Annotated in this window: 23 protein-coding genes and 2 riboswitches; of the genes, 13 read left to right on the top strand and 10 right to left on the bottom strand. The window is 68.9% G+C overall.

Annotation, left to right across the window (positions count from 1 at the left end; translation table 11 throughout):
- Nucleotides 1-6 precede the first annotated feature (6 nt).
- Genes VB739_RS04335 through VB739_RS04325 form a run of 3 tightly spaced genes read right to left on the bottom strand, consistent with a single transcriptional unit; the run spans nt 7 to nt 2,616 of the window.
- On the bottom strand, nt 7-1,110 hold the full coding sequence (locus tag VB739_RS04335; RefSeq protein WP_323355890.1) for an MSMEG_0568 family radical SAM protein: 1,104 nt from the start codon (nt 1,108-1,110) through the stop codon (nt 7-9).
- Nucleotides 1,103-2,107, bottom strand: a complete 1,005-nt coding sequence (locus VB739_RS04330) for a Nit6803 family nitrilase (protein ID WP_323355889.1) — start codon at nt 2,105-2,107, stop codon at nt 1,103-1,105. The genes VB739_RS04335 and VB739_RS04330 overlap by 8 nt, the downstream gene beginning before the upstream one ends.
- A gap of 26 nt (nt 2,108-2,133) precedes the next feature.
- On the bottom strand, nt 2,134-2,616 hold the full coding sequence (locus tag VB739_RS04325) for an MSMEG_0572/Sll0783 family nitrogen starvation response protein (RefSeq protein WP_323355888.1): 483 nt from the start codon (nt 2,614-2,616) through the stop codon (nt 2,134-2,136).
- 169 nt (nt 2,617-2,785) lie between these two features.
- On the opposite strand from VB739_RS04325, the gene VB739_RS04320 reads away from it, so the two are divergent.
- Entirely contained in the window at nt 2,786-4,084 is a 1,299-nt protein-coding gene (locus tag VB739_RS04320; RefSeq protein WP_323355887.1) for an MSMEG_0569 family flavin-dependent oxidoreductase, read from the top strand.
- 3 nt (nt 4,085-4,087) lie between these two features.
- On the opposite strand, the gene VB739_RS04315 is transcribed toward VB739_RS04320, so the two are convergent.
- Nucleotides 4,088-4,711, bottom strand: coding sequence for a HupE/UreJ family protein (locus VB739_RS04315; protein WP_323355886.1), 624 nt, complete (start codon nt 4,709-4,711; stop codon nt 4,088-4,090).
- 25 nt (nt 4,712-4,736) lie between these two features.
- Nucleotides 4,737-4,901: riboswitch (cobalamin riboswitch) on the bottom strand.
- Nucleotides 4,902-4,951: 50 nt separating this feature from the next.
- Nucleotides 4,952-5,111: riboswitch (cobalamin riboswitch) on the top strand.
- A 23-nt stretch (nt 5,112-5,134) separates the two neighbouring features.
- Between VB739_RS04315 and VB739_RS04310 the strand changes: the two genes are divergently transcribed.
- Nucleotides 5,135-5,743, top strand: coding sequence for a HupE/UreJ family protein (locus VB739_RS04310; RefSeq protein WP_323355885.1), 609 nt, complete (start codon nt 5,135-5,137; stop codon nt 5,741-5,743).
- On the opposite strand, the gene VB739_RS04305 is transcribed toward VB739_RS04310, so the two are convergent.
- Genes VB739_RS04305 through VB739_RS04290 form a run of 4 tightly spaced genes read right to left on the bottom strand, consistent with a single transcriptional unit; the run spans nt 5,731 to nt 10,032 of the window.
- Nucleotides 5,731-6,699 (bottom strand): N-acetylglucosamine kinase, encoded by a 969-nt coding sequence (locus VB739_RS04305; protein ID WP_323355884.1) that lies wholly within the window; start codon nt 6,697-6,699, stop codon nt 5,731-5,733. The genes VB739_RS04310 and VB739_RS04305 overlap by 13 nt on opposite strands.
- On the bottom strand, nt 6,696-8,006 hold the full coding sequence (locus tag VB739_RS04300; RefSeq protein ID WP_323355883.1) for an IctB family putative bicarbonate transporter: 1,311 nt from the start codon (nt 8,004-8,006) through the stop codon (nt 6,696-6,698). The genes VB739_RS04305 and VB739_RS04300 overlap by 4 nt, the downstream gene beginning before the upstream one ends.
- Nucleotides 8,006-8,719 carry a tRNA (guanosine(46)-N7)-methyltransferase TrmB gene (gene trmB / locus VB739_RS04295; protein ID WP_323355932.1) on the bottom strand — a complete coding sequence of 238 codons (714 nt, stop codon included), beginning with the start codon at nt 8,717-8,719 and terminating at the stop codon, nt 8,006-8,008. Before trmB ends, VB739_RS04300 begins: the two co-directional genes overlap by 1 nt.
- Nucleotides 8,720-8,721: 2 nt before the next feature.
- On the bottom strand, nt 8,722-10,032 hold the full coding sequence (locus VB739_RS04290) for an FIST signal transduction protein (protein WP_323355882.1): 1,311 nt from the start codon (nt 10,030-10,032) through the stop codon (nt 8,722-8,724).
- A gap of 60 nt (nt 10,033-10,092) precedes the next feature.
- Between VB739_RS04290 and VB739_RS04285 the strand changes: the two genes are divergently transcribed.
- The 3 genes from VB739_RS04285 to VB739_RS04275 all read left to right on the top strand — a co-directional run bounded on the left by VB739_RS04285 (nt 10,093) and on the right by VB739_RS04275 (nt 11,760).
- Nucleotides 10,093-10,710, top strand: coding sequence for a DUF3177 family protein (locus VB739_RS04285; RefSeq protein WP_323355881.1), 618 nt, complete (start codon nt 10,093-10,095; stop codon nt 10,708-10,710).
- 25 nt (nt 10,711-10,735) lie between these two features.
- Nucleotides 10,736-11,077 (top strand): hypothetical protein, encoded by a 342-nt coding sequence (locus VB739_RS04280; RefSeq protein ID WP_323355880.1) that lies wholly within the window; start codon nt 10,736-10,738, stop codon nt 11,075-11,077.
- Between the two features lie 308 nt (nt 11,078-11,385).
- Nucleotides 11,386-11,760 (top strand): hypothetical protein, encoded by a 375-nt coding sequence (locus VB739_RS04275; protein WP_323355879.1) that lies wholly within the window; start codon nt 11,386-11,388, stop codon nt 11,758-11,760.
- A gap of 138 nt (nt 11,761-11,898) precedes the next feature.
- On the opposite strand, the gene VB739_RS04270 is transcribed toward VB739_RS04275, so the two are convergent.
- Nucleotides 11,899-13,182, bottom strand: coding sequence for a serpin family protein (locus tag VB739_RS04270; protein ID WP_323355878.1), 1,284 nt, complete (start codon nt 13,180-13,182; stop codon nt 11,899-11,901).
- 122 nt (nt 13,183-13,304) lie between these two features.
- Between VB739_RS04270 and VB739_RS04265 the strand changes: the two genes are divergently transcribed.
- The 8 genes from VB739_RS04265 (at nt 13,305) to VB739_RS04230 (ending at nt 21,142) form a co-directional block, all read left to right on the top strand.
- On the top strand, nt 13,305-13,967 hold the full coding sequence (locus VB739_RS04265) for a response regulator transcription factor (RefSeq protein ID WP_323355877.1): 663 nt from the start codon (nt 13,305-13,307) through the stop codon (nt 13,965-13,967).
- A 53-nt stretch (nt 13,968-14,020) separates the two neighbouring features.
- Nucleotides 14,021-15,580, top strand: a complete 1,560-nt coding sequence (locus VB739_RS04260) for a HAMP domain-containing sensor histidine kinase (RefSeq protein ID WP_323355876.1) — start codon at nt 14,021-14,023, stop codon at nt 15,578-15,580.
- Between the two features lie 251 nt (nt 15,581-15,831).
- Complete coding sequence (locus VB739_RS04255) at nt 15,832-16,482, top strand: hypothetical protein (RefSeq protein ID WP_323355875.1); 651 nt, start codon at nt 15,832-15,834, stop codon at nt 16,480-16,482.
- 53 nt (nt 16,483-16,535) lie between these two features.
- Nucleotides 16,536-17,816 (top strand): hypothetical protein, encoded by a 1,281-nt coding sequence (locus VB739_RS04250; protein WP_323355874.1) that lies wholly within the window; start codon nt 16,536-16,538, stop codon nt 17,814-17,816.
- Nucleotides 17,817-18,386: 570 nt separating this feature from the next.
- The gene (locus VB739_RS04245; RefSeq protein ID WP_323355873.1) at nt 18,387-19,085 is read left to right on the top strand and encodes a hypothetical protein; all 699 of its coding nucleotides are present in this window, start codon (nt 18,387-18,389) and stop codon (nt 19,083-19,085) included.
- Nucleotides 19,086-19,145: 60 nt separating this feature from the next.
- The gene (locus VB739_RS04240; protein ID WP_323355872.1) at nt 19,146-19,658 is read left to right on the top strand and encodes a hypothetical protein; all 513 of its coding nucleotides are present in this window, start codon (nt 19,146-19,148) and stop codon (nt 19,656-19,658) included.
- Between the two features lie 16 nt (nt 19,659-19,674).
- On the top strand, nt 19,675-20,169 hold the full coding sequence (locus VB739_RS04235; protein WP_323355871.1) for a hypothetical protein: 495 nt from the start codon (nt 19,675-19,677) through the stop codon (nt 20,167-20,169).
- A gap of 22 nt (nt 20,170-20,191) precedes the next feature.
- Complete coding sequence (locus VB739_RS04230; RefSeq protein WP_323355870.1) at nt 20,192-21,142, top strand: aldo/keto reductase; 951 nt, start codon at nt 20,192-20,194, stop codon at nt 21,140-21,142.
- On the opposite strand, the gene VB739_RS04225 is transcribed toward VB739_RS04230, so the two are convergent.
- The gene (locus tag VB739_RS04225) at nt 21,143-21,805 is read right to left on the bottom strand and encodes a TetR/AcrR family transcriptional regulator (protein WP_323355869.1); all 663 of its coding nucleotides are present in this window, start codon (nt 21,803-21,805) and stop codon (nt 21,143-21,145) included.
- Nucleotides 21,806-21,810 lie beyond the last annotated feature (5 nt).

Below are 21,810 nucleotides of genomic sequence, written 5' to 3'. Positions count from 1 at the left end.
CCGCGCTCAGGGGGTGGCTTCGAACAGGGACAGGGCCGAGCAGGCGCCGCACTTGGCGCAGCCGGCCGCCATGGCCTCGGAGCGCAGGTCGGAGGCCCGCAACCGGTCGCCCACCGCCGTGTACACCGCCACCATGAAGTCGGTGGAGGGGGCGGGATGGGCCTCCAGGGGGGTGCCGGCGATCGGCACGAAGGGCACGACGAAGGGGTAGACCCCCAGGGCGATCAGCCGTTCGCTCACCGCGATCAGCGACGCGGCGCTGTCCCCCAGCCCCGCCAGCAGGTAGGTGGACACCTGGCCGCGGCCGAACACCGCCACCGCCGCGGCAAAGGCCTCCATGTAGCGCTCCAGTCCCAGCTCAGACTTGCCCGGCAGGATCCGCCGCCGCACCTCCTCTTCCACCACCTCGAGGTGCATGCCCAGGCTGTCGACGCCGGCGTCCTTCATGCGGCCGTACCAGGCGGGGTCGTCGGGGGGCTCGCACTGGGCCTGGATCGGCAGGTCCACCCGGGACTTGACGGCGGCGGCGGTCTCGGCCATCAGTCGGGCGCCCCGGTCGTCGCTGTTGGGGGTGCCGGTGGTGAGCACCAGCTGGCGCACGCCATCGAGGCGCACGGCCGCTTCGGCCACCTCCGCCACCTGCTCGGGCGTCTTTCGCACGAGGGTGCGGCCATCCTCCAGCGACTGCTCGATGGCGCAGAACTGGCACGACTGGCGCCGGTCGCGGAAACGGATGCAGGTCTGCAGGAGCGTGGTGGCCAGCACGTCCCGGCCGTGCAGCAGGGCGATGGAGCGGTAGGGGATGCCCTCGGCGGTGGCCAGGGCGTAGAAGCGCGGCTCGGGCGGGGTCTCCACGGCAAGGGCTGTGGCGGCGTCGCTCACCTGCAGGCCGCCGCTGGCGGCGGATTCCAGCCGGTAGGGCGAGCTGCCGGCGATGGCGTTGTAGACGGGCACCATCACCGTGGTGCCGTCGATGCTGAGGGCGCGGTGGTCGGACGGACCGGCGCCGCCGCGGCGGCCGGGGTTGCCGGGCACCGCCGGGTCGACCACCCCGTGCACCTGGAGTTCGGTGAGCCGCCGGCCCAGGGCGCGGCGATCGTGCTCAGCCATGGTGCAGTTCCTCCAGCAGCGGCAGTCCCGGGAGCGCCTCGCTGGCGAATCCGTTCAGGCCCGGCTCGGGGGGGCGCTCATGCAGCTGGCGGGCGGGGCTGCGGTCGATCAACAGCCCCAGCAGGTCGGGGCGGCTGTAGTGGCCGACGCTGTCCATCATGCGTTTGCGTTTGGTGATCAGGCTCAGGTCGAGTTCGGCGATGGCCAGCCCCTCGCCATCGGGCAGCGGCCCGGCCAGGTAGCGGCCCTCCGGGCTGATCACCGCCGTGTGGCAGCCCCCCTGGCAGGCCTTCTGCAGCACCGGATCGGGCGTGATCCGCTCGATGTCCTCCGGCTCCAGCCAGGCGGTGGAGGACACCACGAAGCAGCCGGCCTCAAGGGCGTGGTGGCGCAGGGTCACGGCCGTCTGCTCGGCGAAGATCGGCCCCACCAGGGAGCCGGGGAACTGGGCGCAGTGGATCTCCTCCCCCTGGGCCATCAGGCTGAAACGGGCCAGGGGGTTGTAGTGCTCCCAGCAGGCCAGGGCGCCGATGCGGCCGAGGGCGGTGGGCACCACCTGCAGGCCGGCCCCATCCCCCTGGCCCCACACCATCCGCTCGTGATACGTGGGCGTGAGCTTGCGGCGTTTCAGCACCAGCTCGCCGGCCGCATCGATCAGCAGCTGGGCGTTGTAGAGGCTGCCCCCGTCGCGCTCGTTGATGCCCAGCAGCACGTGCAGGCCGAGCTGGCGGGCGGCGGCGGCGATGCGGGCCAGGGCCGGGCCGGGCACCGTCACCGCCTGCTCGTAGAGCTTCAGGTGCGACTTCCCCATCAGCACCGGCGGCTCCACGAAGGAGAAGTAGGGGTAGTAGGGCAGGAACGTCTCCGGGAAGGCGATCAGCTGCACCCCGGCGGCGGCGGCCTCCTCCATGGCCGCGACCACCCGCGCCACCGATCCCTCCAGGCTGTAGAGCACCGGACGGATCTGGGCGGCGGCGACGGTGATCGTGGCGGGCATGGGCGGCTCGACGGGGGACGGGGAACTCAGAGGGTCCAGGTGTCGAGGATGAAGGCCCCCTCCTTGCGGTGCAGCAGCACGATGTCGAGCACATCGAGGGGGTTGATCGGGATGATCCCGGGGATCAGGGCGCCTTCGCCGTGGCCGTAGAGGGCCTGCAGGGCGAAGCGGCAGGCGTAGACCTTGCCGCCCTGGTCCATGAACTTCTGGATGCGGGCGCCGAAGTTGAGGTGGCCGTCGAAGGCGGCGTCGCCCAGCTTGGGAAAGCCCCGCTGCAGCCCCAGGGTCACGCCCGGGCCGTAGAGCAGGATCGAGGTCTCAAAGCCCTTGTTGACCAGGCGGCTGGCCTGCAGCAGGTTGACCAGGCCGATGGAGCCTTCGAAGGCCACGGTGTGGAAGGTGACCAGGGCCTTCTCACCCGGTTCGGCCTTGATGTCGGGGAAAACCTTCTCCTCGTAATCGACGAGGAATTCGCCCGTCTGGTTGGCGGGACGGCTGACCTGGGGCATGGGGACGTGCGGTCGGTGGAATCGGCATGGCGACCGTGCCACGAATGAAGTTTTGTGCTGTGTCGCCGATGCCACCGAATGCCGGCACCGGGCAATCCGTGCCGGTCGTTACAGGGCCGATCGAGCCGCGCGGCCAGCATCAGCCCACGACAACGACCAGAGGGTCACGGTGGCAAGCGGCTCGCAGACGGTTCAGCGTCATCCGGTGGTGGTGGTGGGCGGCGGGCAGGCGGGCCTGTCGGTGGCCCACTGCCTGAAGAAACGGGGGCTGCGTCCCCTGGTGCTGGAGCGCCACCGCATTGGCCACGCCTGGGCGCGCCAGCGCTGGGAGTCCTTCTGCCTGGTCACCCCCAACTGGCAGTGCCGCCTGCCCGATTTCCCCTATGACGGCGACGATCCCGACGGCTTCATGGGCCGCGAGGAGATCGTCCGCTACGTCCAGCGTTTCGCCGACCACATCCAGGTGCCCGTGCGCGAGGGGGTGGCGGTGCGGCGTCTGCAGGCGAGTGGTTCCGGCTTCCTCCTGAGCACCGATGAGGGTGCCATCGAGGCCGATCAGGTGGTGCTGGCCACCGGCGGTTACCACCGCCCGAAGCGCCATCCCCTCGCCGCCCGCCTGCCCGAGCGGATCCTCCAGATCGATGCCCGTGATTACACCAGCCCTGAATCGCTGCCCGCCGGCCCGGTGCTGGTGGTGGGCAGTGGCCAGTCGGGCTGCCAGATCGCCGAAGACCTCTTCCTGGCCGGCCGCCGGGTGCACCTGAGCGTCGGCCGCGCCCCCCGCTCCCCGCGCCGCTACCGCGGCCGCGACGTGGTCGACTGGCTCGATCGCATGGGCTACTACGCCATGCCGATCGACCAGCACGCCGACCCGAAGGCGGTACGGGGCAAGACCAACCACTACCTCACAGGCCGTGACGGTGGCCGCGAGATCGACCTGCGCCGCCGTGCCCTTGAGGGGATGGTGCTGCACGGCCGGCTGGCAGAGCTGGGCCACGACCGCATCGACTTCGCCGGCGACCTGGCCGACAACCTCGACGGGGCTGACGCCGTCTACAGCCGCATCTGCCGCAGCATCGACGACCACATCGCCGCCCAGGGCCTCAGTGCCCCTGAGGAGCCCCCCTACGTCCCCTGCTGGACGCCGCCGCCCGGTTCAGCGGAGCCCCTCGATCTGGTGGCTGAGCCGCTGGCGGCGGTGATCTGGTGCACGGGGTACCACCCGGATTTCAGCTGGGTGGAGGTGCCGGTGTTCGATGGCGCCGGCCATCCGGCCCATGAGCGGGGCATCACCCAGGTGCCGGGTTTTTATGTGTTGGGTTTGCCCTGGCTGCACACCTGGGGTTCGGCCCGCTTCTGCGGGGTGGCCGAAGACGCCGAGTACCTGGCGGAGGCGATCCGGCTGCGCGCCTCCCGCCTGGCCGTCAGACAGGAGCGGCTGGTGTACACCGCCCTGCTCGGCACCTGAGCCTCAGGCCACCAGGGCCGACCAGGTGAAGGCCAGGCCGATGCCCATCAGCAGGCCGGCGGTGAGGCTCAGCGCGCCGCTGGAGGCGTTCTGGCGCCAGCGCCGCACGGCGGTGAGAGCCACCAGCAGCAGCAGGCTCTGGCTCACCAGCAGACCCACGAGATAGAAGGCGATCGGGGTGGGCTCCCAGCCGAGGACGGCACCGCTGAGGGCATAACCGTGCAGCAGGAAGGCGGGCACCAGCACGGCCGGGGGCAGGCGGCGGGCCAGCACCAGGCCGGTGAGCGCCACCGACAGGGCCACCAGCGGCTCGACCCAGGTGAGGCCCGGCAGGGCCAGCCCCAGAGCATTGCCCACCAGGCCGCAGCCCAGCAGGGCCAGCACCCAGCGGAAGGGCTGGACGATGCCCACCAGGCCGATGGCCAGCAGGAACAGCAGGTGGTCGGGGCCCAGGATCGGGTGGGCCAGGCCACTCAGCAGGCCGGTGAGGGGGCCCGGCTTCAGCCCGGTCAGATCCATCAGGTGGTGGGCCGAGGCCGGCGCCGCCAGCAGCAGGGGCAGGGCGCACAGACCGGCCAGGGCGATCGGCAGGAGGCCGCGTCGCTCAGCCAAAGAAGGCAGGTTCATGGAAAGTCTCCGGTCCGCGCCGGCAGGAAATGGGTCGAGTGGGGGTGAGCGTTCTGACTGAGGACGCCGGGCCGGGAAGCCAGGTTTCCATCACAGCTGCGGGACAGCGGCGGACTCGGGCAACCCCTCACCGCCTTTCCTCCTTGCGTCCTCCCCGTGAAGGGGAGGAACCTCCTGGGCGCCATCCTCCCCCCTTCCTGGTCAGAAGCTGCGGTCATCGGGCGGCAACGTCACCGGCTGCGGTCACAATGGGCGGACGGTTCCCGGGGTTCACCTCCGGGAGGAAACGAGGAAAGTCCGGTGCACGACTGGGTTCGCCCCTGCGTCATTCCGGCGCTGTCCCGCAGCTGTGATGGGGTCACCCTCAGCCAGAACGCTCGCCGTGAACCGTTCCTTCCATCCCGGCGCGGACCGGGCACCTCGATGACTCACTTCTCCGGCCTCCGCTCCTGGACCCTCCTGGGGGTCGCGGCCGCCCTCGGCTTCGTGCTGATCGGCCAGCCGGCCCAGGCCCATGGCCTGGCCCACGGCGGCCTTGGCCACGGCTTCCTCCACCCCATCACCGGCGTCGATCACCTGCTGCTGCTGATCGGCGTGGGTGCGGCCGCGTCCTATGTGTCCGCGGAGCTGCTGCTCTGGGGCCTGGCCGGTGCGGTGCTGGGGGGCCTGGCCGGTGCCATGGGCTTCGCCCTGCCCTTCGCTGAAGTCCTGGCCGCCCTGGCGATCTCGGCGGTGGCGCTGCTGATCCTGCGCTCCCACCGGGATGGCCGCAGCCCCGGGCTGGCCTTCGGGGGCACCCTGGTGGCCGGTGCGGTGGCCCTGCACGCCCTGCTGCACGGCGGCGAGGCCCCCGTCGATGGCTCGGCCCTGGGCTGGTGGGCCGGCGCCCTGGCGGCCTCGCTGCTGGTGAGTGGTGGTTCGTTCCTGGCGCTGCGCCGCCTGCCCCTGGTCTGGACCGCCCGTCTGGCCCTGCTGCTGGCCGTGCTCGGCGGCGCCCTGGCCCTGGTTCCCCTGGCCGCTCAGGCCGGCTGAGACACCGCCTGCAGGGCGGCCGCCATCGCCAGGGCCCCCTGGCAGGCATCGCCGGCCGCCGTCACCAGACGGCTGCCGGGCAGGGCCAGCTCCAGGTTCCGGGCAAAGGGTCGGCGCAACTGCTCCAGGTGGGTGAGCGCCCCGCCCATCGGGCACACCGCCGGCCCGATCAGATTCAGGCCCCGGGCCACCCCCGCCGCCAGCGCCGCCAGCGCCGCAGCGTTGCGCTCCATCACTGCGATGGCCGTCGCTTCACCCGCGGCGGCTTGTTGATCCAGCACCGGCGCCAGCCGGGCAAAGCCGGCGGGACCGAAGCTGGCCGCCACCACCAGCGCCTTGAGCCGCTGCGGTGAACCGGGATCGTCCGGGTCCAGCCCCAGGGCCTCCCAGAGGGACAGCCGCAGGGGGGAGTCAGGGAGCCGGCCGTCGGCCATCTGCAGGCTCAGGGCCAGGCCGTCGCGGCCGATGTCCATGGCCGAACCGGCCCCATCCAGCAACCAGCCCCAGCCGCCGCAGCGGTGCTCGCACCCCTGGCCGTCGCGGCTGACGGCGATGCTGCCGGTGCCGCTGATCACCACGATGCCGGCGCCGTCAGGGAAGGCCCCCCGCAGGGCGGTGCGCTCATCGCCCGTGACCATCACCCGCTCCGGGGCCAGTCCCAGGGCCTGCGCCGCCAGGGCCTGGCCTTGTGTCTGCACCGGGGAGCCCTGCTCGATGCCGCTGGCCCCCACGGCGGCCGCCACCAGCATGGTGGTCGGGCTGCCGCTCTCCACGCGGGCCATGGCCTGCACCAGGCTCTCGCGCAGGGCGGCGCCAAAGCGTGCGGGACCCTCCGGGGCCGCCAGATGGCAGACCCCGGGCCCCTCGCCCTCGCCGATCACCCGGCCATCCCCCACGAGGGCCAGGCGGCAGCTGGTGTGGGTCTGACCGGCGTCGAAGCCGGCGATCAGCCTCACGGCAGGGGATCCGCCGCGGCGGCCGCCAGGGTGGCCAGGCTGAACAGACCGATCAGCTGCACTTCCGGGCGGAAGAAGATCGTGTCGGTGAGCCCCTGTACCCCCAGGGCCGCGAACACAGCCACCGCCGCCAGGCAGGGCAGGGCCAGGGGGGCGCTGCTCCGCCACTGGCCCAGGCCCACCTTCACGGCGCTCAGCAGCAGGCCCAGCCCCGCCAGCAGGCCGGGGATGCCGGCTTCCACCAGCAGCTCCAGGGGGATGGAGTAGGCGCTCAGGGCATTGAACTTGGGCTGCTGGTACAGGGGATAGATGAGGTTGAAGGCGCTGTTGCCGGGGCCGATGCCGATCCAGGGCCGGTCCTGGATCATCGCCAGGGCGGAGGTCCAGACGTTCAGGCGGAAGTTGTTGGAGCTGTCCTCCCGGCCCGCCACCAGGCTCATCACCCGCACCCGCAGGGGCTCCACCTGGGTGACCAGCAGCACCAGCACCAGGGTGGCGCCGGCCAGGAGCAGCAGGGGGAACAGGCGCCGCCACAACGGCGGCCAGTCGCGGGTCTGACGCAGCACCAGCAACAGGCCCAGCAGCCCGAGGGAGGCCACCATCCCCATCCAGGCGCCGCGGCTGTAGGTCAGCACCAGGGCCACCAGGCCCAGCACCAGGCTGGCCAGCGCAAACAGGCGCCGCCCCCGCCCCTGCCAGCGCAGCAGGGCCACCACGGCCAGGGGCAGGATCGGCAGCAGATAGCCGCCCAGCAGGTTGGGATTGTCGAGGGTGCTGTAGATGCGCACCGTGCCTTCGGCCACGGAGTTGTTGTCCGACCATCGCGCCAGGGCCCCGGGGGCTTCGTAGAGCTGGCGGATGCCGATCACGCTGGTGATCAGCTCGCCGGCCAGCAGGGCGCCGACGAGCCGGTCCCACCACACCGGGGCCGTGGCCAGCAGCTGGCGCATCAGGGCATAGACGCTCAGGTAGCTGAGCAGCTTGAACAGCCCCACCAGCGCGGCCTTGGGCACAGGGGAGAAGCCGGTGGCCACCACGGCGATCGCGATCACCAGCAGCAGCCAGAGGTTGATGGCGCCGAGGCGACCCGGCGGGGTGCGCAGGGCCCAGAGCACCCAGAGCAGGGCGGAGGCGGCGATCAGCAGGCTGAGGCCGGTGCGGGTCACCAGGGGCAGCCCCGCCATCAGGGCGCAGAGGATCCAGCCCGCCAGCAGGGGCAGGTGGGCACTGAGCCGGCCGGCGGGCAGGCTGGCCAGCAGCCCCTGCCAGCGCAGCAGCAGGGGCACGGGAGCTGGGGCAGGCACCATCAATCCGCTGCGGCGTCGAGGCGATTATCGGTGCTGCCGGCGGTGGGCTCCAGACGGCCTTCCAGATCAGCCAGCGGCGGCAGGGGGGCGCAGTTGCGGCGGTAGAGGCTGCGGTGCACCGGCAGGCCCCCCGCCAGCACCTGGCCTTCCCGTTCGGTGGCCACCGGCAGGGGATTCAGCTCGGGGCCGCACTCCTCGGGCCCGGCCAGCTCGAAGGCGCTGCTGGCCTCCACCAGCTGCCGCATCGGGGCGATCAGGGCCTCCACATCGCTCTGCAGGAACAGGCGGCGGCCGGGGGCCAGGGCCGCGGCGATCGCCAGCAGCAGGGCGGGCTGCAGCACCCGGCGTTTGCGGTGGCGCAGCTTGAACCAGGGGTCGGGGAACTGCAGGGTGACCAGCTCCAGCTGCCCGGCCCCCAGGTGCACCAGCCACTCCGGCAGGTTCACGTTGGCGTTGCCGTAGAGGAAGCGCAGGTTGGTCAGCCCGTCCCGGCGGCGGTCGGCCTCGGCGGCCTCCACCAGGGGCCGGCGGATCTCCAGGCCCAGGTGGTTGCGCTGCGGCGCCAGGGGGGCCATGGCCAGCAGGAAGCGGCCCCTGGCCGAGCCGATGTCGAGATGCAGGGGCAGGGAGGGATCGGCGAACAGCTCGATCAGCGGCGGCAGGGGCCGTGCCAGCTGGTGGATCCGGCTGAGGGGATTGACGTGCTGGCGCACCATCAGAGCGGCGCGGCGCTGCCCCCGGGCGGCTCGTTCGGCACCAGGAACCCCCAGCTGGCGGTGTAGCCGTGCAGGTGGGTGGTGCCGCCCACCGGGCCGATCTCGCCGTTGCAGAACAGACCGGCGATCGGCACGGTGCCGAACACCTCCCGGCAGAGGCTCACATCGCCGTCGGCCTCGCCGTAGAGGCCTTCGCCCCGCCCCAGACAGGCGAACAGGAAGGCGGCCAGGGGCTCACTGCGCCGCCGCGACTGGCCGGCCAGCAGCTGGCGGGATTCGTCGCGGGAGGCATCGGCATCGCGGAGCTGGAACTGCACCTTCTGACCGACGCGCATGCGTTCGCCCACCGCCACCGCGCCGTTGCGGGGATCCACGCCGATCAGGTTGCGCACCAGGAAGGACCCCGGCGCTTCTGCCACGGGGGTGAGGTCGGCGTTGGGAAGGCTGAAATCGCTGCGTCCCACGCCGAGGAACAGGGAGTGCTTGACCTGCTCCCGCTCGGCCGGGGTGAGGTCGGTGAGGATCGACTGCAACGCCGCCACGGGGCTGTTGCGGGTGCTGCCGCAGCTCACCTCGATCACCACGTTGCGCTGGGCCTGCTCCACCTCCAGCACCGGCCCGATCGGCCGGCAGCCCTGGGCCACCAGCGGATCGAGCCGCCAGGAGCCGCTGATCAGGCAGCCCACCGCACCGGTGCGGACGGTGTCGGCGGGGTCGCTGGTCCCGCTGCTGAAGAGAAGGGAACCATGGGTGGCGCTGTGGGGGCCGGCGATGCCGCCCACCTTGGTGGTGTTGGGGTAGGCGTAATCCAGGCCGCTGATCAGGTCGTTGATGGCGGTGCCGGTGGGATCGAGCAGCAGCAGCATCGACTGGCCCTCCTCCAGCTCGGCCCCCACCCGCTCGCGCCAGGGCTCGGCCGGACCATCGAGGTCGGGCAGGGAGGTGGTGTCGATGGCGAAGGGGCGCAGGCTGGCGCCGGGCAGGCGCAGCAAGGTGACCGCCAGGGCCGGCTGGTTCTCGATTTCATGGGGCGCGCCGGCCGGATCGGTGCCCACCACGCCACCGCCGACGCAGCCCAGCCAGTGGGCGGCGTTGAGTTTCTGCTGCAGCAGGGGCAGCAGCCGGGGCAGATCGCTGGCGTAGCTGGCGGAGGCGAACACCAGGGCCAGGTCGGCCTCGGGGGCGCCCCGGAGCTGCTCGAACACCTGGTTGACGGCGTCCTGGAGCGAGGCGTCCCGGCCGAGGGCGGTGCGGCACCAAGGCCCATCAGGACGGCGTTGCAACCAGGGAAAGGAGGGGAGGGAACCCATCAACGGACCCTATCGCCTGGGGGGCACGCGGATAATGGCGCCTTACCGAACCGAGCGGACGTGCCGGAACAGCTCTATCGCTCCCTGGTCTGGCTCGACGTGCGGCTGGGAATGCTGTTCGCCGTGGGGCTGCCGCTGGTGTTGCTCCTCTGGGCGGCCCTCCGCAAGGAGCAGGCGCTGGTGCGCCTGATGGGCCTGTATTGGAAGGTGGCCAGCCTGCAGCTGATCGCCCTGCTGCTGCTCACCGACAACCGCCCCACCGGCTTCCTGCTGCTGGTGGTGGCGCCGCTGCTGGTGGTGGCGAGCCTGTGGTTCTGGGTGGATCTCAATGAGGAACTGGCCGACATGCCCCCCTGGCGGGCCCTGCCCCTCACCCTGCGCATCTGGCGCTGGAGCCTGACGCTGCTGTCGCTGGCCGGGGCGAGCCTGGCCGTGACCGCTCTGCCCTGCATGGGCGGCGCCGGCGCCACGTTGCGCCTCTGCCTGGCCTGGCAGGAGGCGCCCCAGGGGTTGCACGGTGTGGTGGCCAGGGTGTTCGCCTTCGTGTTCGGCGGGGCGTGGACGCCGGGGGTGGCCGCCTTCGTGGGTTATGTGGCCCTGGTGGCCTATGCGGTGGGGCTGCTGCAGTGGCTGGTGGTGCGCCTGCCGCGGCTGGGCCGGGTGGCCGGCGAGTTCTGAGCCTTCTTCCCGTGCCCCTCCGCCGATGACTGACGCCGCCTCCCCCTCCATGGCCGCCCTGCTGGCCGCTCTGGAGACGATCAGCCGTGGTCGCCCCGACCGGGTGCTGCGCCTCGTTGGCCTCCTGCCGGCGCCGGGGGGGGACGAACCCTTCGAGCTGCTGATCTTCCGGGGCTTCTCCAGCAGCATCACCCACCCCACCGCCTTCGACCCCGACCAGCCGGCCCTGCCGGAATCGGCCCGCCTCACGGCGGCCGAACTGCTGGCCGGGCCCCTCAACCCCAGCGAAGAGCGGCTCCTGGCGGGCCCGCTGCCGGCGGAGATTTACCTGGATCCGGGGGCCTGGGAGGGGATGGGGGGCGCCTGATCCGACCATCCTTCTGATGGCCCTGGTGTGCTTGCCCGCACCCATGAAGACCACGCCTGCGGCCTGCATCGACGGCGCTCCGGATCGAAGCATCGGTGGAGAATGGAACCACCCACGTCGTGGTCAGGTGCGTCTCCTCACAGAGGTCAGCACGCAGGCTCCCGAGGAAGATCTGGGCAGCCTCAATCTGTATGGCGCCACAGGCCAAGAAGCCTCACAGTCCCATTCGGATGTCAATGAAAAGCCACCAACGCCCGATACAGGCCGCTGACCCTGCGGCACGCCGCCGGGCGTTCCTATGGCTGGCGATGATCAGCGCCTTGGGCATCGTCGCCATCTCCGTGATGGAGCGTTGGCTCGCCGACATCTCGAGCCTGCCTGAAACCCACGCCGCCCGGGATTCGCTGGCCGGGGCGCTCTGGTATTGGGTCCTTCCAGCGTCCGCGGTTCTTGTCGCCCTTGGCGTTCACATCTGGCGAGTCGCCGCACGGGCTCAATCCGCTCGCCGCTTTCCGCCTCCCGGTCAACCGGTCGTGCGCGACACGGCCATCCTCCAGGGCCAGGCGGCCGTCCAGCGAGCCCGGTGGTTGCGGATCTTGGGAGTCCTGCTGGTTGCTTCGGGGGCAGGCCTTGTGCTGACGGCGCGTGTCCTCATTCAGCGTCTCGTTCAGGGCGTGGCCTAGCCCCTCGCATGGGCGGCTTCTGCTCCACCAGCAGCCGGATGGCCCAGCGCGATGCTGGGGGGCTTCGGCAACGTCGGGCATGGAACCCGGCTTCGGGTGAAGGGCGATCCCTTTGGCTGGGTAGCTCACGGTGCCCGGTCAGTGGGCTTGCGTATGGGGTGGCGATACCAGCACCCCGTTGAACAGCAGCGTCCGCGAGGCGCGCTCGACGATGGCGAAGGCGAAGGGTCGGTTCACCACAATCTGGCGCCGCCGATGGCTTGGACGCACCGAGGTGGACTTGACGCCTCCGACGAGGGTGGCCGCGGCTGCACGCACCCCCTTTTCGTCCAGTTCGATGCGGGTGTCCTGCTTGATGATCCCAACCCGGCTGGGCTGTTCCGACAGCCTCGACAGGTCCACGCCCCGCTCAAACAACGGTGCAAGCCCCAGATCCCGCGTCAGCGGCGAGAGGCCGCCCATCGTGACGGTGTCGCTGAACGCGAAGGCCGGCAGCTGGATCGACAACGGATGCAGGCTGCCTTCGCCGCCGATCACCCGCTCGGCCATGCCCGCAAACCCTGGAACCGCCACATGGAGCAGCCAGCCGCGGACGTCAGCCTGCTCGGGTGCCGGCATGTGCACGATGAAGGCGTAGTGGCCTCCCGCGAAGGGCAGCTGGAACACCAGACTGCCATCGTCCAGGTCGATCACTCGCGCCGCGTAATCCACGGTCCGAATCGTCGCGGCGGCCTGCGAATGGCCGTCGAGGGTGATGAAGCGGTAGGCGTCCTGTGCGCCCACGCGCTGCATCGCCGTTCCCCAGGTGCCTTCAAACAGGGTGGTGTTGAGGATGACCCAGTCGAGCCTGGACAAGAGAGCGTCGTCGATGACGGCCGGGATCAGTCCGCGGGTCTGTTCCTCCGCCCAGTCATTGATCAGCCGCGCCGCGCCGGTCGCCCTGAAGTCGAGCGGCCGGTGCCCGGCGCCGTACAGCGCCTCGGCAGTGGCGAGAAACCCCTCCGCCAGCACGAACGGTTTGCGATCGCTCGCACCATTCGTCGACCACAGGGAATGGCTCAGCCGGAACGCACCGTTCCTGCTGTCGCCGTTGTCGCCGCTGTTGTCCGTAGAAAGCAGCGCAGCCAGTGGCGGGGCGACATCGGCCAGGGACGCATCCGGATCCGTGAGCAGCCGCGAGGCCAGCAGTTCCTGTGAGGCTCCGTCGGCGCCAAGAGCCAGCACGCTCAACGCATAAAACAGCGATGGGGATGACACCATCGCGTTCTGAAGTCCGTTGTGGCGCAGGTGAGAGGTCAGCAGTTCGGGGCCGATCACATTGAGCGAGGTACGCGCCTGCAGTTGTGCGGGGTCGACGTTCGCTGCGGCGAACGCGGCTCCAGCCGCGAACACAGAGACGCCGAGGCTCAGGAGCTTCTTCATGGGGGTCTTGTGTGCGATTCGCTAAAGTGGTGCGACCACTATTCCCGCCCGCAACAGCCCTGGCTATGGGGTGATGGCCCTATTCGCGCCTGGGAATGCGGGCAGTATCGACTGGAACGAGGATGCATTCCGAGCCAACAGGAAAGACCTGCTCGGTCGTCATCGCTGATGATCACGCCATCATCCGTGAGGCGATTCGCGATCTGCTCACCAGCAGCGCCGAAACCGACAACATCCAGTTCTCGGTGATCGCGACCGCGGAGAACGGCCTTGAGGCCATCGCAGCGGTGAAGGCACACCGGCCGGATCTTCTATTCCTTGATATCTCCATGCCGCTCGCCAGTGGCGCGGAACTCATTCACGACGTCAGGTGCTGGAGTCCGGAGACCAGGATTGCGGTGTTCACCGGCATCTCCGCCGCCGGTGTCCTGGCCGCCGTCGTCGAGGCAGGTGCCGACGGTCTGTTCAGCAAGTCACATCCTGCCCGTGACATGGTGGCGAAGCTGCCACTGCTGCTCAGCGGCGGTCGTTATGTCGCGGCGGAATTCACCGACCTCATCCGTCGCGGCCAGCAGGCCGGGGCGCTCACCGGCCGTGAGCGACAGGTCCTCAACATGATTGTCGCTGGAAAGTCAAACAAGGAGATCGCCGGTGAGCTGTATATCAGTCCGAAGACGGTGGAGAAACACAGGGCCAGCGTGATGGGCAAGCTTGAGGCGCACTCGGTGGTGCAGCTGATGGCGCGTGCCCTCAAGGACGGCCTGATCGATCCGTCTCCCGTGTGAATGGGGTGAGCACCCCATGGGCGTGGGGCCTCGTTTCAGGAGAATGGGGAGCCATGACGGTGTCGGGAACGCGCATGGTTGCCCCCTTGCGATCGCAGGCCGTTTACCGCCATCGCCTCTGGTTCACGGTGCCAGTCGGCATGTTGCTGGCCGCGGGCGAGGCCCAGGCGCTGACCGAGGGCCATGTTCCGGACATGGGCGATGCCGTGTTCTACACCTTCTTCCTCACCGCCATCGCCTTCTCGGCCGCCATCATCGCCGCCTACCAGGAGTTCCGATGGCTGGTTTACGTGCTGTTTTCCCTGCTCCTGTTGCTCAGTGTGGCGAGCCAGGACGGCACGCTCGCCCACCTGCTCGGGGGCGGGCCTTTCGTGCTCTGGGTCGTGCCCTACCTGTGCCTGTCGCTGACGACGGCCTTCGGCTACCTGGTGGTCGTCCTGCGCATCGAGGCGCCCCATCCCCTGGCCCGCCTGCGGCCGCTCTTTGGTTTCTTGGCCCTGCTCACCACCCTGCTGCCCCTCAGCAGTGCGCTGTGGCTGGAGCAGATCTCGCTGGTGACCATGTGGAAACCGCTGAACCTGCTCTTCTTCGCGATGCTGCTCGCCCAGGCGCTTCCGCCGCTGACCTGGTCCATCCGGGACCGCCTGCAGCGGCTGTTGACGCGGACCTTCCCGGTGGTGGTGGGCGGCTTCGCGATCGCGTTACAGGTGGCCCACCTGTCCGGCGAAGGTTTCTCCCAGCCCGACATCAACCAGCTGAATCGCCTGACCCTGCTGTTGTTCGCGCTGTTTTCCCTGGCCATCGTGATCTGGCAGGTGGTCGCCATCACCCGTGAGAAGATCCGGGCCGAACGCCAGACGCTGGAGGCCGAGCGCAACGAGGCCCGGTTGCAGCTGGCCCTCGCCGAGGCCGAAGCGGATTATCAGCAGGCTCTGTCGACCGCTTCCCGGCACCGCTCCAGGCTCGCCACGGTGTCGCATGACCTGAAGCAGCCTGTGGCGGCGTTGCGCCACGCGGTGGACCAGATGCAACGCGCCGGCCGCGATCAGGACGCAGACACGCTCTCGCGTGCCGTGGACTACGTCGCCAGCCTGGCTCACGCCTACACGGGCGATCACGGGGCCGATCCGGCTGGCGAGGTGCAACAGACTGCACCCAGCCGTGGGCCCGAGGTGGTCGCCTGCGGCATGTTTGCGCGCACGCTCGAGCAGATGTTCGCCGCCCAGGCTCTGGAGCAAAACGTGCGTCTGCGCATCATCTGCCCGGACACCAGCATCTGCGTCGAGCCGCTGGCGACGATGCGGATCATGGCCAACCTGATGGCCAATGCCCTCGCCCATGCCGAGTCCACGCGGCTTCTGATCGGCTTCATGCCCCGCGGGAGCAACGTCGTCTTCCAGGTCCACGACGACGGCGTCGGGATGGACGCTCAGATGCTGGCCCGTGTGAGCCAACAGGGTTTCAAGGGGGCCGACTCCAAAGGCGACGGTCTGGGGCTGAGCATCGTCCAGGCGTTGTGTCGGGCCCAGGGGATGGCCTTCGACCTGCGCTCGACGCCCGGCCGGGGGACATCGGCCTTCGTGGCGCTGCCGAGACATCTGGGTCGCCCCTGAGGGCCTGAACCGGGTGCAGGGTTCCCTCCCGCCAGGATGCAACAGGTCAACATGCACCAAGCATCCAATCCGATCGCCAAAGCTGGATGGCTTCGGATGTTTTGGGCGTGACAACTGACGGAGAATGGGGTGTTCACCCCATTCTCCGCACGCGCTGTCTTGCTTAGGTTTCAGAGGTGATTCGGGCCAGACAGTGTTTGCGAATGCTGCCGGCAATGGAGGAACTCTGACCAAAATCAAGGAATGACGACATGAGCAATTCAAGGCGTTCACAGTGCCGCTTCTTTCTATCGGGGCTGTGTGCTTTCGGCCTTCTGTTGGGCACATCGCAGGCCCAGGCCAAGCCGTTCGATGGTGGCCAAATCGCCCAGATCCCAGCCTTCCTGCCGATGTCCACGGCTGTCCCCATGACCGAAAAACTGCCGATTGACGGTGAGTGGATCATCAGCACCATCGGCAAGAGGATCCGTATCGAGGCTGGGCGTGCCTATGCGATTGATCCCTGGGCCCATCTGTTTATGCTGCAGATTCAGCCCTCGATGGTGGTCATCAAGGACATGCGCCGGACCGGCCCGGGTGCCTACTCCGGCTATGACTTGCCACTGATGGGCACGCTCACCGGGCGACTGCAGGCCGACGGTTCGCTCAGCGTTTCGGTACGGGGCGCGCTGATGCCGGCCCAGTACACGCTGATTCCGGTACGTGTCGATGACCAGCTGACCTTCGACCTGGAAAAAAGCGGACAGTCCAACGAACCGGGCGATGAACCGGAGCCTGGCGATAGCCCACAGCCCTGGGATCCCCAACAGCCCGACGATCCAGTCCCTTTCCCTGACGAACCGGGCCTGGACCAGCCGCCGGTCAACCCCGATCCCAGAGAGGCACCAGTCAGCCCCTGGTAGCTGCGCCCGCAAGGCACTGACAAACAGCAATCAAGTACACCACGACTCTGACCATGTTCACCTCCACCACGATCAAGGCTGTCCTCCCCATCATGGCCGGCTTGGCCCTTTCACTGTCCCTTTCAGGTGAGGCCCACGCCGGCAAGAACTGCGGCGGCCTGAATCAAAAGAGCTGCTGGAACCTGAACCCCCAAAAATGGTGCAACACCGGACTGCAGTATGTCGGCACCGGCAAGCCCGGCGAAGGTCGCTGCGTGAAGCCCCAGCCGAAGCCCAACCCCGGAGTGAGGCCCGGGCCGAGGCCCAACCCAGGAGTGAAGCCAGCCTGCGGCGGCCTGAATCAAAAGAGCTGCTGGGACCTGAACCCCAAAAAATGGTGCAACACCGGACTGCAGTATGTCGGCACCGGCAAGCCCGGCGATGGTCGATGCATCGCCCCAGGCGGTGATCCCACGCCGAATTGCGGTGGACGGAACCAGAAAAGCTGCTGGAATGCCAATCCCAAACTCTGGTGCGATCCCGGTCTGAAGTATTTCGGCACCGGCAAGCCCGGCGACGGCCGCTGCATCCCACCGGGAAGCGATCCCACACCGAATTGTGGTGGGGAGGGTCAGAAAAGCTGCTGGAATGCCAACCCCAAACACTGGTGCGATGACGGCATGTCTTACAGCCCTGGCGTGATCCCTAACCAGGGCACCTGCCATCGCAAGCTGAGTAGAGAGGAATACAAGGCAGCCGCCAGAAGGATGTTCGAAGTCGTCAAGTCTCTGGGGGTCGAAAACCCGGCCTTCCGTCTGCGGACCTGCCTGCTGGTTCCTGGCAACCTGACGCAGCTGAGGAACGCCATGAAGGAGCGCTCGGAAAACGGCATCAACCGACTCCTGTCCAGCTGTGGTGTTTCGCCCCAGGCACTCAAGGCCTATGGGACGAAAGTTCTTGGTGCTCCTCCAAGGACGCTGGAGATCGGTGTTTCCGGCGGGGTGATTGCTGGTGTCGGCATTGAGGGCTCGATCTCCTACGCGATTCCTCTTGTGCCGCGTCCCGATGGCCGTTTCTTCCTCACCAATGGCCTTGGTGCCGGTGCCGGCCTTGCCGGTGGCGTGGATGTGACCGTTGGTCTCACCGTCGAGGAAATGCCGGTTGAGGACTATGTTTCTGAGAAAGGCCGCAGTGTCAACTTTTCGGGAAAAGCCCTTGCCGGTGGTGGCGTGTCGATCGATTTCCCCGAGCGCGCCATCACGCCGCACGGCTTCACCATCAGTGGGGGTGTCGGTGCCGGTGCTGAGTACGGAACGGTGATCTTCACGCGCGATCAGTATCTGAAAAACTGGTAGCGACCGCGGCGGGTGTCGTCATTGATCCTACTGAGCTGACAAGGCCGAATCTGCTGAGGAACCAAGGGATCGAAGCCTTCATCCTGCGAGATGCGCAGGCTCCACGGCCTGCTATCGATGCAGATCGAGATCAATGATCGAATGGCTTCGATGCCCTGGCTTCAGCAATGCGACGCCCTCCATGCCCTGGACGTCGATTCATCAGCTCAACGGATTCGTCTGAACAGCCCATGATTTCGGCGCCTTACCAGGATCATCCGGTCATTCGAATGGCCCACTGTCTAACTTCGAGCGGCTGCCTCACTTCGATCTGCCTGAATCCTGCGTTCAATCCATTCACAGTCCAGGCCCTGTTGCGGACGCCGGGCCTCTCCTGTGGCCGTTGGTAGAGTCCCCATCTGTGAGCCCATGCGCCAGCTGTTCATGCCTGTCCTTCGGCTTGCGCTTCCCCTGGCGGTTTTTGCTGTCGTCCTGGGGCTGCCCTCCGTTGCCAGGGGGGCCAGCTGTGAAGAGGCTTTCGCGACACGTGGCAACCCCCTTTCCGGTATTCGGTTCACCGCCGTGGTGACCGTGGAGGAGTTGACCCCGGCCACGGCGATTCGCCAGCTGCGCGGCATCGCGGCCACCAGGGGTTACGACATCCTCAGCGAAGAGGCTGACGACGGCAGCATGCTGCTGGAGCAGCCCCGATCGGGCTCCGCCCGGCCGTTCCCGATCATCGCCACAGCCGAGTCGGCGGCGGGAGCCGCCACGGTCAAGCTGGAGGCCAAGCTCCCGGCTGGCATGTCGGCCGGTGCCAATGGTGCCCGCACCGAGCTGTGCGCCATGTTGGGCTCCTTGAAGGGTGGCCCCGAAGGCATCGCCGCAGCGGAGCGCAGCCAGGGGGCCGTGTCATCGGCGGGCCCGGTGGTGATTGATGCCCTGGTGCTGTCCCAGCAGATCTCCCAGGAAGCCGACACCAACGCCGCTTCGATTCCCACCCGCTACCAGGGCAAAACCTTCACGATCAAGGGTCGGGTGGCCCACGTCGCCAAGGATGGCGGTGCCTATCGCATTGCGTACGAGATTCCCAATTCCACCAACGATCTGGCCATCAGGTTCGGCAAGTTCCGCTTCCTGACCCAGATCAGTTGTCTGGCCGCCAAGGGCCAGGGCGCCTACGCCCTCTCCCTGAGGACCGGCCAGGGCATCCAGCTGACGGGCCAGTACAAGGATTACGACCATGCCCGCCACGTCATGTGGTTCGAGGGTTGCCGGCCGGTCAACTGAGCGTTCCTGGCGGACAAACCCGGTGGGCCTGGCCACCATGACCGTGGTGGCAGGGAGGGCATGGCCTCGAGGGATCCGATCCGAGACTTCTTCAGCTTCCTGCTGGGAGGGGTGCTCTTTTCGATGGGTGCTTTCCTGTTCTTCAACCAGGTGATGGTCAGCTCCGTGCCCATGGGCCTGGGCCTCCGTCACGGCCGCCGCTTCGCGGGTGGCTGGGGCGGTGCCGGATCGGCCTGGGGTGGCGGCTGGGGCGGCGGCTTCGGGCTCTCTCAGGGCCTGGGCGGCGGTTTCGGCCTGCTGCTGATCCCGCTCACGATCGGGGTGTGTCTGCTGTTCGCCCTGCGCAACCAGCGCTGGGGCTGGTTCCTGGTGCTGGCCTCGGTGGCGGCCCTGGCGGTGGGCGTGCTCCAGACCCTGATCATGAGCTTCCAGCCCACCTCGCTCTGGAACCTGCTGACGATGTTCGCCCTGATCGGCAGCGGCGGCGGGCTGATGTTCCGTTCACTGATGGCCTACGACGATGGCAAGGACCGGCAAGACCGAGCGGAACGCGGGGAGCGGGAAGACCATTGACGACCTGATCGTCGAGATGGAGCCGGTCCCGCCGGCCCTGCCCCCGGCCTCGGGATCCTCCCGGTTTCCGTTCTTCCAGCGGCTGCTGATGGTGGGGCTGGTGCTGCTGGGCTTCGGCGCCGGCTGGATGGCGGCCGGCCTGCGGGCGTCCCTGGCCGAGAAGCCGGCCGCCGGCGGCAGGGGCGAAAGCCGCCAGGACCTGCTCGCCGATGGCTGGGTGGAATCGGATCAGGGGGTGTTCACCCGCCGCTGCCAGGGGATCTGCCGCAAGCCCCGCCTCTATGGCGGCGGGCTCATCGACGTGATGGAAGTGGCCTGCCTGGAGCGCCCCTGCGGGGACATCCAGGCGACGTTCGCCGTGCTCGATGGCCAGGGCCAGGAGGTCGACAAGGTGGTCGAAAACCGAGCCGGACGGCAGGGGGAACGGCTGCAGCTGGTGATCGAATCGCAGAAGTCGGAGGCCCGGCGCTTCGCTTTGGTTGACTTCCGTGCCAAGGCCAGGGTGGAGTGACGATCCACTGGGGTTCCCCGCCATGAAGACACTCCGCTTCGACAACGGCGCTGAGATGCCGATGCTCGGCCTGGGCACCTGGAACGCCCCTCCGGGCGAGGTGGGGGCGGCGGTGACGGCGGCGCTGCAGCTGGGCTACCGCCACATCGACTGTGCCGCCATCTATGGCAACGAGGCGGAGATCGGCGAGGCCGTGGCTGGGGCGATCCGCTCGGGCCTGGTGCGGCGCGACGAGCTCTGGATCACCTCCAAGCTCTGGAACAACGCCCATGCCGCCGAGGACGTGGGCCCGGCGCTGGAGCGCACCCTGGCCGATCTGCAGCTCGACCACCTCGATCTGTATCTGATCCACTGGCCCGTGGCCTTCCGGCCGGGCGTGGTGATGCCCGAGAGCGCCGCGGATCTGGTGTCGCTGGAGACCCTGCCGATCGCGGCCACCTGGGCGGCGATGGAAGCGGCCGTGGACGGGGGCCTGTGCCGCCACATCGGTGTCAGCAACTTCGGCATGGCCACCCTCTACAGCCTGCTGGGGCAGGCGCGCATCCGGCCGGCCATGAACCAGGTGGAGCTGCATCCCTATCTGCAGCAGAAGGGGCTGTTCGCCTTCTGCGAGGCCCACGGCGTCCACCTCACGGGCTATTCGCCCCTGGGCACCCCGGGCCTGCCCCCCCAGATGCGCCCCCCGGGTCAGCCGGTGCTGCTGGAGGACCCCACCATCACGGCGATCGCCACCCGCCGGGGCCTCACCCCGGCCCAGGTGGTGCTCGGCTGGGCCCTGCAACGCGGCACCGCCGTGATCCCCAAGTCGGTGTCGCCAGCGCGCCTGGCCGAGAACCTCGCCGCCGCCGAGGCCGAGCTGGCCCCCGAAGACATGGAGGCGATTGAGGCCCTCGACCGGTGCCATCGCTTCATCGACGGCTCCTTCTGGGTGAAGCCCGGCGGCCCCTACACCCTGGAAACGCTCTGGGCCTGATCAGCCCGTCGCCAGCCGCCGGCGCAGGTAGGCGATCGCCAGGTCGCCGCATTCGGCCACCAGCCTGTCGCGGCGGCCCTGCTCCTGGGTGGCCGCCAGCCAGAGCAGGTGGCCGACGGTCTTGACCAGCACGTAGGCGATCAGGTGGCCCTCCTCGTCGCTGAGCTGGCTGCCCTCGGCGGCGGCCTTTTCGACGATCAGGCCGCTCCAGTCGTTGATCAGCCGGACGTCGGCCTCCTCTTCGATGGCCAGCAGCTCGGGGGTGGCACTCTGCACATCCAGGAAGATGGCCGGGTAGCCGGGGTGGTCGCGGAAGAAGCGATCGGTGAGGGCCACGGCGGCGGTGATCGAGGCCTCCAGGGAGAGGCCGCGGCCGTCCCCCTGGTCGAAGAAGGCCGTGAGCAGCTCGTGCAGCTGCTCGGCGTAGAGCTGGGCGAGGCTGCGCAGGATCGCCCCCTTGTCGGGGAAGAACTGGTAAAGGGAGCCGATCGGCACCCCGGCTCTGGCGGCGATGGCGTTGGTGGTGGTGCTGCCGACGCCTCCTGCCACGAACAGCTCCTCGGCCGCCGCCAGGATCCGCCGCACCCGCTCCTGGCTGCGGGCCTGACGCGGCTGGCGGCGCAGGGGGGAGGGCTCGCCGGGGGTGGCGGGTGCGTCGGCCATGGCGG

The sequence above is a fragment of the Cyanobium gracile UHCC 0281 genome (genome assembly GCF_034931305.1).
GTDB lineage: Bacteria > Cyanobacteriota > Cyanobacteriia > PCC-6307 > Cyanobiaceae > Cyanobium > Cyanobium gracile_A.
Note: the sequence above shows the minus strand (reverse complement) of the source record. Positions and strands in the feature narration are given on the sequence as shown.

Coding starts and splice junctions, on each gene's coding strand:
- VB739_RS04335 (WP_323355890.1), bottom strand. CDS start 1,110: ATGGCTGAGCACGATCGCCGCGCCCTGGGCCGGCGGCTCACCGAACTC.
- VB739_RS04330 (WP_323355889.1), bottom strand. CDS start 2,107: ATGCCCGCCACGATCACCGTCGCCGCCGCCCAGATCCGTCCGGTGCTC.
- VB739_RS04325 (WP_323355888.1), bottom strand. CDS start 2,616: ATGCCCCAGGTCAGCCGTCCCGCCAACCAGACGGGCGAATTCCTCGTC.
- VB739_RS04315 (WP_323355886.1), bottom strand. CDS start 4,711: ATGAACCTGCCTTCTTTGGCTGAGCGACGCGGCCTCCTGCCGATCGCC.
- VB739_RS04310 (WP_323355885.1), top strand. CDS start 5,135: ATGACTCACTTCTCCGGCCTCCGCTCCTGGACCCTCCTGGGGGTCGCG.
- VB739_RS04300 (WP_323355883.1), bottom strand. CDS start 8,006: ATGGTGCCTGCCCCAGCTCCCGTGCCCCTGCTGCTGCGCTGGCAGGGG.
- VB739_RS04290 (WP_323355882.1), bottom strand. CDS start 10,032: ATGGGTTCCCTCCCCTCCTTTCCCTGGTTGCAACGCCGTCCTGATGGG.
- VB739_RS04280 (WP_323355880.1), top strand. CDS start 10,736: ATGACTGACGCCGCCTCCCCCTCCATGGCCGCCCTGCTGGCCGCTCTG.
- VB739_RS04275 (WP_323355879.1), top strand. CDS start 11,386: ATGATCAGCGCCTTGGGCATCGTCGCCATCTCCGTGATGGAGCGTTGG.
- VB739_RS04270 (WP_323355878.1), bottom strand. CDS start 13,182: ATGAAGAAGCTCCTGAGCCTCGGCGTCTCTGTGTTCGCGGCTGGAGCC.
- VB739_RS04265 (WP_323355877.1), top strand. CDS start 13,305: ATGCATTCCGAGCCAACAGGAAAGACCTGCTCGGTCGTCATCGCTGAT.
- VB739_RS04260 (WP_323355876.1), top strand. CDS start 14,021: ATGACGGTGTCGGGAACGCGCATGGTTGCCCCCTTGCGATCGCAGGCC.
- VB739_RS04255 (WP_323355875.1), top strand. CDS start 15,832: ATGAGCAATTCAAGGCGTTCACAGTGCCGCTTCTTTCTATCGGGGCTG.
- VB739_RS04250 (WP_323355874.1), top strand. CDS start 16,536: ATGTTCACCTCCACCACGATCAAGGCTGTCCTCCCCATCATGGCCGGC.
- VB739_RS04240 (WP_323355872.1), top strand. CDS start 19,146: ATGGCCTCGAGGGATCCGATCCGAGACTTCTTCAGCTTCCTGCTGGGA.
- VB739_RS04235 (WP_323355871.1), top strand. CDS start 19,675: ATGGAGCCGGTCCCGCCGGCCCTGCCCCCGGCCTCGGGATCCTCCCGG.
- VB739_RS04230 (WP_323355870.1), top strand. CDS start 20,192: ATGAAGACACTCCGCTTCGACAACGGCGCTGAGATGCCGATGCTCGGC.
- VB739_RS04225 (WP_323355869.1), bottom strand. CDS start 21,805: ATGGCCGACGCACCCGCCACCCCCGGCGAGCCCTCCCCCCTGCGCCGC.